The sequence below is a fragment of the Streptomyces sp. NPDC058751 genome (assembly GCF_042746485.1).
GTDB lineage: Bacteria > Actinomycetota > Actinomycetes > Streptomycetales > Streptomycetaceae > Streptomyces.
The window spans coordinates 27,585-39,205 of the sequence record NZ_JBHYPZ010000057.1; the positions used below are offsets into that span (position 1 = coordinate 27,585).

Annotated in this window: 14 protein-coding genes; 4 read left to right on the forward strand and 10 right to left on the reverse strand. The window is 71.5% G+C overall.

What is annotated here, in order from left to right:
* Nucleotides 1–79: 79 nt before the first annotated feature.
* From ACFW6B_RS36425 to ACFW6B_RS36455, 7 genes are all read right to left on the reverse strand, one after another.
* A complete protein-coding gene (locus ACFW6B_RS36425; protein ID WP_386603247.1) occupies nucleotides 80–751 on the reverse strand; it encodes an epimerase in 672 nt (223 codons plus the stop codon).
* Nucleotides 752–811: 60 nt separating this feature from the next.
* Nucleotides 812–1,588, reverse strand: a complete 777-nt coding sequence (locus ACFW6B_RS36430; protein WP_386603249.1) for a hypothetical protein — start codon at nucleotides 1,586–1,588, stop codon at nucleotides 812–814.
* A gap of 512 nt (nucleotides 1,589–2,100) precedes the next feature.
* Complete coding sequence (locus ACFW6B_RS36435; RefSeq protein ID WP_386603251.1) at nucleotides 2,101–2,229, reverse strand: hypothetical protein; 129 nt, start codon at nucleotides 2,227–2,229, stop codon at nucleotides 2,101–2,103.
* A 414-nt stretch (nucleotides 2,230–2,643) separates the two neighbouring features.
* On the reverse strand, nucleotides 2,644–2,862 hold the full coding sequence (locus ACFW6B_RS36440) for a hypothetical protein (protein ID WP_386603253.1): 219 nt from the start codon (nucleotides 2,860–2,862) through the stop codon (nucleotides 2,644–2,646).
* Nucleotides 2,862–3,851, reverse strand: a complete 990-nt coding sequence (locus tag ACFW6B_RS36445) for an ornithine cyclodeaminase family protein (RefSeq protein WP_386603255.1) — start codon at nucleotides 3,849–3,851, stop codon at nucleotides 2,862–2,864. The genes ACFW6B_RS36440 and ACFW6B_RS36445 overlap by 1 nt, the downstream gene beginning before the upstream one ends.
* A gap of 79 nt (nucleotides 3,852–3,930) precedes the next feature.
* Entirely contained in the window at nucleotides 3,931–4,347 is a 417-nt protein-coding gene (locus ACFW6B_RS36450) for a hypothetical protein (protein WP_386603258.1), read from the reverse strand.
* A gap of 34 nt (nucleotides 4,348–4,381) precedes the next feature.
* Nucleotides 4,382–5,011, reverse strand: a complete 630-nt coding sequence (locus ACFW6B_RS36455; RefSeq protein ID WP_386603260.1) for a PadR family transcriptional regulator — start codon at nucleotides 5,009–5,011, stop codon at nucleotides 4,382–4,384.
* Nucleotides 5,012–5,097: 86 nt separating this feature from the next.
* On the opposite strand from ACFW6B_RS36455, the gene ACFW6B_RS36460 reads away from it, so the two are divergent.
* The 3 genes from ACFW6B_RS36460 (at nucleotide 5,098) to ACFW6B_RS36470 (ending at nucleotide 8,985) form a co-directional block, all read left to right on the forward strand.
* The gene (locus tag ACFW6B_RS36460; protein ID WP_386603262.1) at nucleotides 5,098–5,802 is read left to right on the forward strand and encodes an ABC transporter ATP-binding protein; all 705 of its coding nucleotides are present in this window, start codon (nucleotides 5,098–5,100) and stop codon (nucleotides 5,800–5,802) included.
* Nucleotides 5,802–8,630, forward strand: coding sequence for an FtsX-like permease family protein (locus tag ACFW6B_RS36465; protein WP_386603320.1), 2,829 nt, complete (start codon nucleotides 5,802–5,804; stop codon nucleotides 8,628–8,630). The genes ACFW6B_RS36460 and ACFW6B_RS36465 overlap by 1 nt, the downstream gene beginning before the upstream one ends.
* A gap of 226 nt (nucleotides 8,631–8,856) precedes the next feature.
* Nucleotides 8,857–8,985, forward strand: coding sequence for a hypothetical protein (locus tag ACFW6B_RS36470; RefSeq protein WP_386603265.1), 129 nt, complete (start codon nucleotides 8,857–8,859; stop codon nucleotides 8,983–8,985).
* Nucleotides 8,986–8,995: 10 nt separating this feature from the next.
* Here ACFW6B_RS36470 and ACFW6B_RS36475 read toward each other — a convergent pair whose 3' ends face one another.
* From ACFW6B_RS36475 to ACFW6B_RS36485, 3 genes are all read right to left on the reverse strand, one after another.
* The gene (locus tag ACFW6B_RS36475) at nucleotides 8,996–9,169 is read right to left on the reverse strand and encodes a hypothetical protein (protein ID WP_386603267.1); all 174 of its coding nucleotides are present in this window, start codon (nucleotides 9,167–9,169) and stop codon (nucleotides 8,996–8,998) included.
* Nucleotides 9,170–9,356: 187 nt separating this feature from the next.
* Nucleotides 9,357–10,391, reverse strand: a complete 1,035-nt coding sequence (locus tag ACFW6B_RS36480; protein WP_386603270.1) for a zinc-binding dehydrogenase — start codon at nucleotides 10,389–10,391, stop codon at nucleotides 9,357–9,359.
* Nucleotides 10,384–10,815: a 4-oxalocrotonate tautomerase family protein gene (locus tag ACFW6B_RS36485; RefSeq protein ID WP_386603272.1), complete on the reverse strand. Its 432-nt coding sequence runs from the start codon at nucleotides 10,813–10,815 to the stop codon at nucleotides 10,384–10,386. Before ACFW6B_RS36485 ends, ACFW6B_RS36480 begins: the two co-directional genes overlap by 8 nt.
* A 101-nt stretch (nucleotides 10,816–10,916) precedes the next feature.
* On the opposite strand from ACFW6B_RS36485, the gene ACFW6B_RS36490 reads away from it, so the two are divergent.
* Entirely contained in the window at nucleotides 10,917–11,507 is a 591-nt protein-coding gene (locus tag ACFW6B_RS36490) for a TetR/AcrR family transcriptional regulator (protein WP_386603274.1), read from the forward strand.
* Nucleotides 11,508–11,621 lie beyond the last annotated feature (114 nt).

Here is an 11,621-nt window from a genome sequence, read left to right on the forward strand (position 1 = left end):
GGCCGCCCCGCCCCGAGGCCGCGCGACGGGCCGGCGGGGCCCCGGGCGGTCTTCTGGGGCCGCTCACCGGGGGCGCGCCTCAGGAGGCTGCCGCCTCGTTGATGTCCCGGTTCTCCAGGACGCGGCGCGAATGTCCCGTGCGGGCGAGGTTCAGCGCGGCCCGCCCCAGCCGGACGGTGTCCGTCACCAGCACCGGGGCCAGCCGCAGCACGCGCAGCAACGGAACCAGCGGACGGGTTGCCACCGTCGCCCAGCGGTACGCCGTCGTCTTGGACCGTGCGGCATGGCGGGGCAGCACGAACCCCGGGCGCAGTGCGTACCCGTTCGGGAAGGCCGCGATGACCGCGTTCTCGGTACGCCCCTTGACCCGCGCCCAGCGGACCCGCCCGCGCTCGCTGGAGTCGGTGCCGCCGCCGGAGACGTACACGAACGTCAGATCCGGGTTGATCTCCCGCAGCGTCTGCACGGCGGCCTCGGTGTAGCCGTAGGTGATGCGCTCGTAGTCGGCGGGAGCCATGCCGGCCGAGCTGACCCCCAGACCCCACAGGCAGACGTCGGCGCCTTGGAGGTCGTCCCGGATCGCGGTGAAGTCCAGGAAGTCGCCGTGGACGACCTGGCGCAGTTTCGGATGAGCCAGGTCCAGCGGCCTGCGTCCCACCGCGACGACCTCTCGCACGTCCCCGGCGAGCAGGCTCTCCTGGAGGAAGCCGTCGCCGATGAGTCCGCTGCCGCCGAAGACGATTACCTTCACGTTCTTTCCTCTGTTCTAGTCGATCGACCGGGTGCGGGGCCGCAGGGCCGGTCGCGGCGGTCAGGAGCGAGCCGTGTCCGGCCGCGGATGCGCCGCGTGCGAGGTGTTCTCCGGCTGCCGGGCGCGCAGCTCGGCGTACGTGACGGTCAGACCCGCCACCAGCAGGGCCCACACGGGAGCGCCGACCGCGGTGTGCACCGCGTCGACGACCCCGTCGCTCAGCCCGTGGCCGCCGGTGCCCCAGCCGGTTCGCCCGAGCAGGGCCCGGCTCACGCCGGCGAAGAACAGACTCAGGGCACTTTCGAAGGCCACCGCGACGGCGGCCAGGACACCGAGCCTCGCGAAGACCCCTGCCCCCCGCGCATGAGTGAGCGCGAACGAGCGGCGCAGCGGGTCGACGCCGGGCTCGAAGAGCACGGGAAAGCTGAACAGGCTCAGCGCGAACAGCACGTACAGGCCCGGAACGACGAATGCGGCCAGTCCCGCCACCAGCAGCATCACGACGCCCAGAGTCCACGCACCCAGCAGGGGCAGGCGGCTCAGACCATGACGGTAGGCATCCTTCACCTCCACGGACCGACCAGGTGCGGCCGTCCCGGTCAGGAGGTGGATGCCGCCCGCCCAGCCGACCGCCGCGACCGCGCACACGACGACCAGGACCGCGGCGCTCACGGCGATCGCCACCAGTACGCCGGCCACGTCACCGGCCGCAAGGGCATCAGGGAGCGATGCCGTCACGGAGTACCCCGCGCCGCGGGCCAGCTCCACCAGCGCCAGGGGAAACTCCACCACAAGGCCGGTCACCAGAACGAGCCGCCTGCCCTGCCACCGAAGCACGCCCAGGACCGTGGAGCACCAGGAGCGCACGGTCGGCGCCGGCGGTACGAGGACGGCAGGAAACGGCGTACCCGTCGGCACTGCGCCGTCGGCAGCCGTCACGGCGCCGCCGCCCGGGCCGGCTTCAACGCGCTTCGGGCGCAGGCCCGCAGTGCGGTGAACGCTCCTCCCGGAGTCCGGAACCCAGGCCATGGCACTTACCTCTCTCCGGTACGCCACACGGAGCACTCGTCGACCGAGGACGGACAAAGCAGTCAGCAGCAGCGACCGAGGCGTGGTGACGACGGACGACCCGACAGCGATGCGAGGGCGTCCTGAAGGAGTCGGCCAACACCGCCGAGGGAACATCGACGGGCCTCTCGCCTGCCTGCCCATCATAAAGAACCGCCGGTACGTAAGTAAAGCACCGGCGGTTCGTTACGGTGGCGGGCCGAGACCCCGCCGCTCGGGCCGAGGCCCCGCCGCTCGGGCCGAGGTTCACGGACAGGGTCGCGGCACGAAGCGCGCACGCTCTACCGCTGCGCGTCGTCGTCCTCGTCCAGCTCGACCGCGTCCGGGTCGCGCAGCGGGCGCGGGGCGCCGACGGCGTTCTCGTCTGCGGGGATCCCGGGGGTGGGGCGTGACAGTGGCGCATCCGTCACACCGAGCACACCGGACGAGTACCTCGTCGAGGAAGTCATATCCATACTTGCGTTCGCGTCGATCTCGAAACCGGTTGCCGGACGCCTCTGCATTCCCGCTCACTTGATCAGCCTGCCGGAACCGAGTTTGGGAGTCACTCGCGGCCCGGCGGGCGGTTTGTGCGGCATCCCGGGAGTAGTTGAGGTACAGGAAATCCTGGCGAGATTGATCTTGGTCGGGACGCCCGGCCGGGGATGCCGCCGAGCGCCCGGATCGCCTCACCGCGGGCGTCCGGCACTCGTCGAAGTCCAGGTGCTCGGGAGCCCGGCGAGTCGCCTCGACCGGCGCCGGCACCGCCTCGGGCGGGCGGAGCGTGCCCGGCATGGACACGACGTCCTCGTGGCGCCTGTGCCAGTCGGCACGGGACAGCTCGGTCACGGCTCCAGGAACTCCTCGCCCGAGGCGTCGGCGGCGGCCTTGACGATCAACGCCATCTCGACGTCCCGGCGCTCCCTGGCGTCCCGGAGCAGCCGGAGCGCCGGGGCCCCGCCGTCGGACTCGCCGAAGTGGGCGAGCACCTCGTCGAGCGTGCGCGTCCTGCCTGTACCTGGTACGAGCACCAGGCCCGGATGATCGCGTGCCGGTGATGGCATCACTGCAGCGTGATCTCCTTGCCGATCGACTGCTTGCGGGCGGAGTCGATGACCAGGGCCGTGGCCGCGGCGTCCTGCACCGCCACGCCGACCGACTTGTAGAGGGTGATCTGGTCGGGCGTGGTGCGCCCCGGTCTGCTGCCACTGATGAGTTCGCCCAGCTCGGCGTGCACGTGATCGGCTGTGATGAGGCCGTCGCGGATAGGTGTGAGCAGGTCGTTGCTGCCCGCGGGGAGCGGGGCCAGCGCGGCCTGGCGCGATTCGACGCACACCAGCGCCTCGGCGACCGTGGCGTCGTCGATCTCGCGGCCGGCCGGGTTGTATCCCACGGAGGTGATGTGCACCCCGGGTGTCAGCCAGGGGCGGCGGATCACGGGTTCGACGGCGTGCGTCGTCGCGGCGGCGATGTCCGCGCCGTCGAGCGCTTCGGCGTAGCCGGACACGGCCTGGGCTTCGACCTCCAGTACGGTCGAGAGTTCCTCGGCCAGCGCGGCGGCTTTCGCCGGGTCCCGGCCGGCCACGCGGATCTGCCGGATCGGGCGGACCCGGCAGATCGCGTGGGCGTGGGAGCGGGCCTGTACGCCGGTGCCCAGTACTGCCAGCACGGTCGCGTCCTCCCGGGCCAGCAGCCGTGCCGACAGCGCGGAGCAGGCGCCGGTCCGTGCTGCGGTGATGGCCGTACCGTCCAGCAGGGCGGCGGGCTCGCCGGTGTCCGGATCGAATGCCACGATCAGCGCCTGATGCGTGGGCAACCGTGTCCCCTCGTTGTGCGGGAAGAGTGAGACCAGCTTGGTCATGAGCACCCTGGTCGACGGCAGGAAACCCGGCATGGCGGCCAGGAATCCATCGCGTTCAGGCACCAGGGCGGCGACGCGGTCGGGTACCGAGGCGCGACCCGCGCTGAGGTCCGCCATCGCCGAGGCCAGGGCGTCGATCAGCGAGTCCGTGGAGAGCAGGGACTCGACCTGCGAACGGCCCAGAACAAGCATGCGCTTCAGCCTCCTGACAACGGTCATACGGCCCACGACCGCACCGTCCAAGCGTCAACGCCACACCCTCGCCGCCCCGCTACGACACGCAGTCTTTCCTGAGCACATCCATCCGTACGCGCCGGAACACATCAGCATGTACACCGACAGCCCTCGTCCCGGGACAAGCACGACGCAGCCGCAGATCGCGCTGGTAGTCGCTGGGGGCGAAGCCGTATGCGGTGCGGAAGCCCCGGTACAGCGTGAAGCGGCTGCATCCGGCCGCTCGCGCCGGGTCGTCGGCGGAGATGTTGTCGGCGAACCGCTGCCGCAGCAGAGCGCGGGCCCGGTCCAGGGCAGCGAGGTCCGTGCGGCCCGGCCGGGCCGGCACAGGCGGGGGTTTCGTCGACGCGTGACGGCCCAGGAGCAGGACGGCGGCGGTGAGGCGTTCCTCGACGACCGGGCGGGGCGCGTTCTCGGTGACCGCGGCGTGGAGGCGGGTGACGGCTGCGCTCATCGCCGTAACCATCTTTGAACGCGCGTGGCGTCGGCTATGCGGACTCCGACCGGCGTCCTCTCCTGCCGCTGTCGTCGCCGGTGGTGTCCGTACCGCCGGATCCTTGGGGCTGTGAACGCTGTGGCGCCTGTGCGTCCTGGGCCGCGGCGAGCGGCGCCAGGTGTGCCGAGGCGCTGTCCAGCAGCCCGAGGTCGGCCTTGGTGTGCGCGATGGCGGCGTCGATCAGGACCGCGACCAGCGGCTCGGCGGCGTGGGCCCGGCGTTGCCGTGCCAGGCCGGCGAGTTCGGACAGGTATGTCTGCCGCTGTGCCTCGATCAGTGTGGTCAGGGCGTGCGGTCCCAGGGCGACGGCGCCGAGGAGTTTCAGGAACAGCTCGTCGCGGAAGCCGCCGACACGTACCCAGGCGCTGGTCGCCCACGTGTTCAGCTCGGTCCTGCCGGCCTCGGTGAGTGTGTAGAGGTTCTTGTCGGGCCGGTCGGTCTGCGTGACCTGCGAGCGTGAGACATAGCCGTCACGGACCAGCCGTTCGAGGATCTGGTAGAGGTGGCCGATGTTCAGGCCACCCCACTGCGGGCCGATGGCCTCCTCGAACCGGGCTTTGAGTTCGTATCCGTGGTTCGGCCGCTGGGTCAGCAGCGCGAGTACCGCGTGGTGGAGCGGCATGTACCTCTCCCTTCGGCATTGCTCCCTCCTGCATTGTGACAACATACCCTTGAATTGCGACAATGTATGAGGGTGAGGCTGCATCTATGGCTGTGAGCGTGGCGTTGCGCGGGGTGAGCCGCCGGTATCCCGGGCTGACCGCTCTGGACGGGATCGACCTGGAGGTCGCGGCCGGCGAGGTGGTGATGCTGACCGGGGCCTCCGGTGCCGGCAAGTCCACCGTGCTGCATGTGACGGGCGGTATGGACCGGCCCGACGAGGGGCGTGTCGAGATCGACGGCACGGAACTGGTGCCCCGGAACCTCGACCGCCACCGGCGGCGTGTCGGCTTCGTCTTCCAGCGCTTCCATCTGCTGCCCGCGCTGACCGCGCTGGACAACGTGCTCGCCCCCGTCCTGCCCCGCAGAGTGGACTTCGACCGGCGCGAGCGCGGCATGGAACTGCTCGAAGCGGTCGGCCTGGGAGACCGGTCCGACGCCCTGCCCTCGCAGCTGTCGGGCGGCCAGCAGCAACGCGTCGCCGTCGCCCGCGCGTTGGTCAACCGGCCGGGACTGCTGCTGGCCGACGAGCCGACCGGCAACCTGGACAGCGTCATCGGACGGGAGATCATCGATCTGCTGATGTCGCTGCGCGAGCGGTACGCGATGACGATGCTGATCGCCACCCACGACGCGGAGGTCGCCGCCAACGGCGACCGGGTGGTGCGTCTGCAGGACGGCAGGATCACCTCCGACCAGCGGGTCACGCCGTCCGGCGACGTGCTGAACCGGCTGGGGGGCCTGCGCCCGTGATGACGATGATCCTCGATCAGCTCCGGCGGCGGCGCGGGCGGGCCCTGGCCCTGGCCGCCGGCATCCTGGTGGCGGCGACCAGCTTCACCCTGCTGACCGCGACGGTGAGCACCAGCAGGGCGACCACCGTGGGCACGGTCCGCAAGAACGCACGGTCCGCCTACGACGTCCTGGTGCGCCCGCCGAACTCGCAGACGGACGTGGAACGGCAGAGCGGATTAGTCGAGCCGAACTTCCTGTCCGGCACGTTCGGCGGCATCACCACGGACCAGTACCGGCGCATCCGCGGCATGGCCGGGATCGACGTGGCCGCACCGGTCGCCAACATCGGGTACCTCATGGTGATGAGCACCGTCACCGTGGACGTCTCCCGCTTCCTGGACAGCAAGGCGTCCCGGCAGATCCTGCGCATCAGCCCCACGCTCACGGCAGGACTGGGCACCTATCGCACCTCCGACGAGTACGTCTACCTCACCCGCTCCCCCCTGACGTCGGGGGCGTCGTCGGACCAGGTCTTCCAGTCCGACACCCTGGAGAAGGGCGCGGTCGACAAGAGCACCCGGCGCTACCAGCTGAAGGGCAAGTACGACGTCTGCTTCTACTTCAACCGGGACAAGAGCGAGCAGACGGAATTCAACCTGCAACTGCCGATGAGGCCGAACCTCATCGCCGAGGACCTCAGCGACAGGTCGGCGTTCGACCGGGACCTGAATTCGTGGATGAACTGTCAGTCCGGGCAGGGCAAGGCCACCATCGACGTTCCGGTCAGTTACCCCGTACTGCTGTCCGCCGTCGATCCTGAGGCCGAGAACCGCCTGGTGGGCCTGGGCGGCGCGATCACCTCGGGCCGCATGCTCACCGAGCAGGACAAGCCGTGGACGCTGCCGTCCTCCAAGAGCGTCCACGGACAGCACGACTCGTACATCCCGGCGCTGCTCAGCAGCAGCCCGCTGACCGCCGGAACGCTCAACGCCGCCGTCGAGCGGCTCGATGTCGGTGACCCGGCCGAACTGCCCTCCAAACTGGGCAATCCGACAGCCGCCAGTTTCGTCCGCGGCCTGCACGGGACCCGCGTGGGCAAGGTCGGCGTCGATCTGAGCAAGGGCTACCGGAAGGCGCTGGAGGAGGATTCCTTCGACACCGGCTCCTACTGGACGGTGGGCCCCGTCACCTACCGCCGGACATCCGACGGCGGCCTCGCCGTGCAGGAACAGCCGCGGCAGAAACCCGGCCTGTGGGTGGCCAACCAAGAACAGCGGCCCGTCCGCTACGTCCCCGAGGAGAACCAGGGCAAGCAGTACCGGAAGGTGATCAGCCATGCCTCCACGGACTGCCTCGGCCTGGGACACTGCGACCAGGTCGACTCCGGGCGCCTGCCCAATCCCTTCGTCCGCCTGGTCGGCCGCTACGACACCGGTGAACTGCGCGGCTTCTCGGCACTGTCCGACGTCCCGTTGGAGACCTACCAGTCGCCACAGGTCACCGGCGCGGACCCCGCCACGCGCGCGGTGCTCCACGACAAGCCGCTGCGGCCCGACCGCAACCTGGGCGGTTACGCCAGCCCGCCGCCCACCATGCTGACGACGATGGACTCCATCACCGCGCTCACCAAGAGCCGCCGGGTCCCGAGCCTGCAGGACAAGGCGCCGGTCAGCGCGATCAGGATCCGGGTGGCCGGCGTGAGCGGCGTCGACACCGCCTCCCGCGCGCGGGTGAACGCCGTGGCCGGGGCGATCCGGGCCGCCTACCCCCGGCTCCAGGTCGACGTCACCGTCGGCAGTTCCCCCGCCCCGCAGACGGTGGCGCTGAGTCCCACGGCGCATGTGACGGAGCGCTGGGTCGCCAAGGGCGTGGCACTGCGGATCCTCAGGGCGGTGGACACCAAGAGCGCGGTGCTCTTCGTCCTGGTCCTCGTCGTGTGCGCGCTCTTCCTCGGGCAGGCGGCGCTGGCCTCGGTGCGCTCACGCCGCACCGAGATCGGCACGCTGCGCTGCCTGGGCTGGAGCGGCGGTGAAGTACTCCGCCTGGTCCTCGGCGAACTGGCGGTCATCGGCCTCGCTGCCGGAGCCGCGGGCACGGTCCTCGCCTACGCCCTCGGCAGCATGCTGGGACAGCCCGGCGCCGGCGCCAAGTCACTCCTCGTCCTGCCGGTGGCGCTCCTCGTGGCCCTGGCGGCGGGATTGATCCCCGCCTGGCTCGCCGCCCGGCTGGGGCCCATGGCAGCCGTCCGACCCCCTGTGACCGCGGCCCGCCGCTCCCGCCCGGTGGGTTCGGTGGCCGGACTGGCCGTGCTCAACCTGCTGCGGGTGCGGGGCCGCACGCTGCTGGGCGCGGCAGGGCTGGCGCTGGGAGTGGCCGCCTTCACCGTGCTGCTCGCCCTGACACTGGCCTTCCGCGGCGAGGCGGCCGGCTCGCTGCTCGGCAACGCCGTGGTGGCGCAGGCACGCGGGGCCGACTACCTCAGCGTCGCCCTCTCCCTGCTGCTGGGTGCTGCCGGCGCCATCGACGTGCTGATCATCTCGCAGCGCGAGCGCGCCGCCGATCTCGCGGTGCTGCGGGCGACCGGCTGGACCAACCGCGAGCTGGCGATGCTGACCCTGTACGAGGGGATCGGACTGGCTCTGCTGGGCGGCCTGACCGGCGCGGTGGCCGGCCTGCTCGTGGTGCTGTCGCTCGGTCAGGGCGTGCTGCACGGACACCTCCTCGCGGTCGCCGGCGCCGCGCTGCTGGCCACGCTTGCCGCGACCGCCCTGGTGAGCGCGGCTCTGACGGTCCCGATCCGGGGGCTGTCCCGGATCGCCCCCGCCCACCTGCTCGCCGCCGACTGACAGTGAGGATGCGACGTGGTGACACTGCTGGTGGGTCCGACCCTCCGACTGGCTGACGTTTCGACTGTCCTGTCGGGGATTTGTCGGCCCATCGGGTGTCACCTACGTACGCGGCCGGACGGGCGCTTGTGACTTCACAGGAGCTTGGTCCGGAAGCCCCGTCACTGTCTTGTCCACCCGCCCGACCGGCGCGTGCCGCCCTCGGACCGGACACGCGAGGACGGACATGACCGGCATGACGCACGACGGCCGGCAGATCACCGGCGGAGTCGACACCCACGGCCTGACCCACCACGCCGCAGTGATCGGCCGGATCGGCCGGCACCTGGCCGAGGGTGCGGGTCCTGTCGAGTGAAGGCCGTTGATCAGGCGCCGAGTCGGTAGTCGTGCTGGTCGGGGTAGGTGCGCTGGTGTTCGCCGGCAGTTGAACCACCGGTCAGCAGCATGGTGCCGATGCCGCCGTGTCCGTAGCCGGGCGGCCCTTCGTGGGCGATGCCCAGGGCGCAGGTGCCCGTGGCGCCGCGGTCGAGTCGTGTCACGTGCAGGGGCGGCGCGAGCGGGCTTGCCGGTCCCGGTGACGGGGCTGTACATGCGTACTCCGCCCGGGAACTCGTCGGCCTCAGGGACTTCCGCACGGGTGCGGCGACGTCCGGTCAGTTGCGCGGTGAGCCTGTGCACGCCGTCTGCCACGCGGTTCAGGGTGCTTGGTGCGGCCGGGCGGAGGGATCAGCTCGGGGCCGGGGCCGGTGGCGCGGTGATGTCTCGTACGAAGACGGGCTTGAGGTGCTTCTCCGGCAGCGCGTCGGGCAGTTGCTCCCAGTCGAGGACATGGGAGACGACCCGGGCGGGGTCGACGGTGCCGGAGGCGGCGAGGTCGAGGGCGTCGGGAATGTGGGCGCGGACGTTGTCGCGGGCGATGCGCAGGGTGACACCGGTGAGGTACATGTCGAGCAGGGGGAGCTCGCCGGGCCGGAAGTGGTTGCCGGCCGACTCGCAGATGCCCTCGGGGGCGAGAGAGCCGACGGCGAGCGCGAGCTGGTCGACGCGGCCGGTGGCCTCGACGGCGATGTCGAATCCGTGCGGGATCGGCTCGATCACCTCGGCGCTGCGGGCGCCGAAGCCCTCGGCGAGCTTGCGGTGCTCGGCGTCGGGGTCGACGTAGAGGACGTCGGAGGCGCCGAGCGCGCGGGCGATGTCGCACACGTACAGACCGATGCTGCCCCGGGCGACGACCAGGACACGGGCGCCGGGACGGGCCTTGAGATGGGGGACGACGAGCCGCCAGGACAGGGACCAGTTGTCGCTGGCCGAGGCCATGGAGACCGGGTCGAGGCCGGTGGGCAGCGGGACGAGCATGGTGTCGGCGTACGGGACGCGGACCAGGTCGGAGAAGAGGCCGCCCCAGCTGCCGCCGATCGGCGCGCCGTACATCGCCATGTGCGGGACCGAGGCGCAGTGGGCGGTCAGTCCTGCGCGGCAGGGGGCGCAGGTGCCGCAGCTGATGGACCAGGGCACCACGACCAGGTCGCCGGGGGCCACGGTGGTGACCTGGTCGCCGATGTCGGTGACGCGGGCGACGCATTCGTGGCCGAGGGCGAACGGGGGGTCGATGAAACCGTGCCCGGCCAGGATGGAGGAGTCCACGTCGCAGGAGGTGGCGGCGACGGGGGCGACGATCGCCTCCTGGCCGGACCTGATCTCGGGGTCGGGCGCCTCGCGCCATTCGACGGTGCGCCGGGCGATGTAGGTCAGTTCACGCATCGGCCCGCTGCCCCTTCGCCAGGGCGACCAGGTCGGCGTAGCGGACGACGGAGCCGCCCGCGCCCCAGGTGCCCTCGGGCTGTTCGTGCACCAGCACCCACACGCGCAGTGCCTGGTCCGTCGGCAGGCCGGCGGCCGAGAGGACGGCGGCGGTGGCCTCCTCGACCAGGCCCGCCTTGCGCCGCTCCGACAGGGCTCTCTGGGGAACCGTCACCTCCACGAGGAAGCGGGGCGCGTCGTCCCCGGCCGTCTTCTGCGCGCCCACGGGCAGCTCGGTGAGGTAGCTCCACGCCTGGGCCCGGAAGAAGGCGGTGTCGGGCGCACCCTCCCAGCGCAGCAGTACAGCGGCGAGATCCTGCTGGATCGTCACGCGGCCCTGATCCGTCAGGGCGCCGGTCGGGACGGTCAACCGGATCATCGGCATGGCAGCTCCTCGGTTCTTCGACAGCCCCTCGTTATGACAGTCGTCATAACGAGGGGTCACGCTAGACTATGACGGTCGTTATAGCCAGAGGAGCTGTGCGGGTGGCCAAGAGCAGCAGTGGTACGCCGTCCCGAGAGCGGATCGTGGCCGGCGCCGCCGACATGATCAGCCGGCGCGGGCTGAGCGCCACGAGCATCCGGGAGATGGCCAAGCACGCCCAGGCGCCGCTCGGCTCGACGTACCACTACTTCCCCGAGGGCAAGCAGCAGCTGGCCACGGAAGCGGTCCGCTACACGGGGGAATGGGTCGCCCGCAGCCTGCGCAAGGAACTCGCAGCCGGCCCCGCCTCGGGCCTGCGCGCCTTCCTGGCCCTGTGGAGGGGAATCGTCGTCGACACCGACTTCCACGCAGGCTGCCCCGTCCTGGCCGTGGCCATCGAGGAACCCCCGGCCGACGAGGTGCCGCCCGCCCTGGCGGCCGCAGCCGAGGTCTTCGGCCGGTGGGAGGGCCTGCTCGCCGACTCCCTGCGCGAACACGGAGCCGACTCCGAGCAGGCGGCACAGGTCGCCACGCTCGTCGTCGCGGCCGTCGAGGGCACGGTGGCCCTCTGTCGCGCCAAGCGCAGCACCGAACCCCTGGACCGCGTCGCGGTGCAGCTCCAGGCCCTCATCGACGCCACGATCAAGAACTGAGGGGCCCGGCGAGGGCGCTCGCCGCAGCGCGGGGGGGGGGCCCCCCCCGACAAGAGGGGCGGCCGCCCCGCGCCCGCCCGAACAGCGCGGAGGGGGCCCGCCAGCCCCGGCCCA

What these genes read in the sequence shown, in the direction of transcription:
- ACFW6B_RS36440 (WP_386603253.1), bottom strand. Translation starts at nt 2,862, where the DNA reads ATGCCATCACCGGCACGCGATCATCCGGGCCTGGTGCTCGTACCAGGT.
- ACFW6B_RS36445 (WP_386603255.1), bottom strand. Translation starts at nt 3,851, where the DNA reads ATGCTTGTTCTGGGCCGTTCGCAGGTCGAGTCCCTGCTCTCCACGGAC.
- ACFW6B_RS36450 (WP_386603258.1), bottom strand. Translation starts at nt 4,347, where the DNA reads ATGAGCGCAGCCGTCACCCGCCTCCACGCCGCGGTCACCGAGAACGCG.
- ACFW6B_RS36455 (WP_386603260.1), bottom strand. Translation starts at nt 5,011, where the DNA reads ATGCCGCTCCACCACGCGGTACTCGCGCTGCTGACCCAGCGGCCGAAC.
- ACFW6B_RS36460 (WP_386603262.1), top strand. Translation starts at nt 5,098, where the DNA reads ATGGCTGTGAGCGTGGCGTTGCGCGGGGTGAGCCGCCGGTATCCCGGG.
- ACFW6B_RS36465 (WP_386603320.1), top strand. Translation starts at nt 5,802, where the DNA reads ATGACGATGATCCTCGATCAGCTCCGGCGGCGGCGCGGGCGGGCCCTG.
- ACFW6B_RS36470 (WP_386603265.1), top strand. Translation starts at nt 8,857, where the DNA reads ATGACCGGCATGACGCACGACGGCCGGCAGATCACCGGCGGAGTCGAC.
- ACFW6B_RS36480 (WP_386603270.1), bottom strand. Translation starts at nt 10,391, where the DNA reads ATGCGTGAACTGACCTACATCGCCCGGCGCACCGTCGAATGGCGCGAG.
- ACFW6B_RS36485 (WP_386603272.1), bottom strand. Translation starts at nt 10,815, where the DNA reads ATGCCGATGATCCGGTTGACCGTCCCGACCGGCGCCCTGACGGATCAG.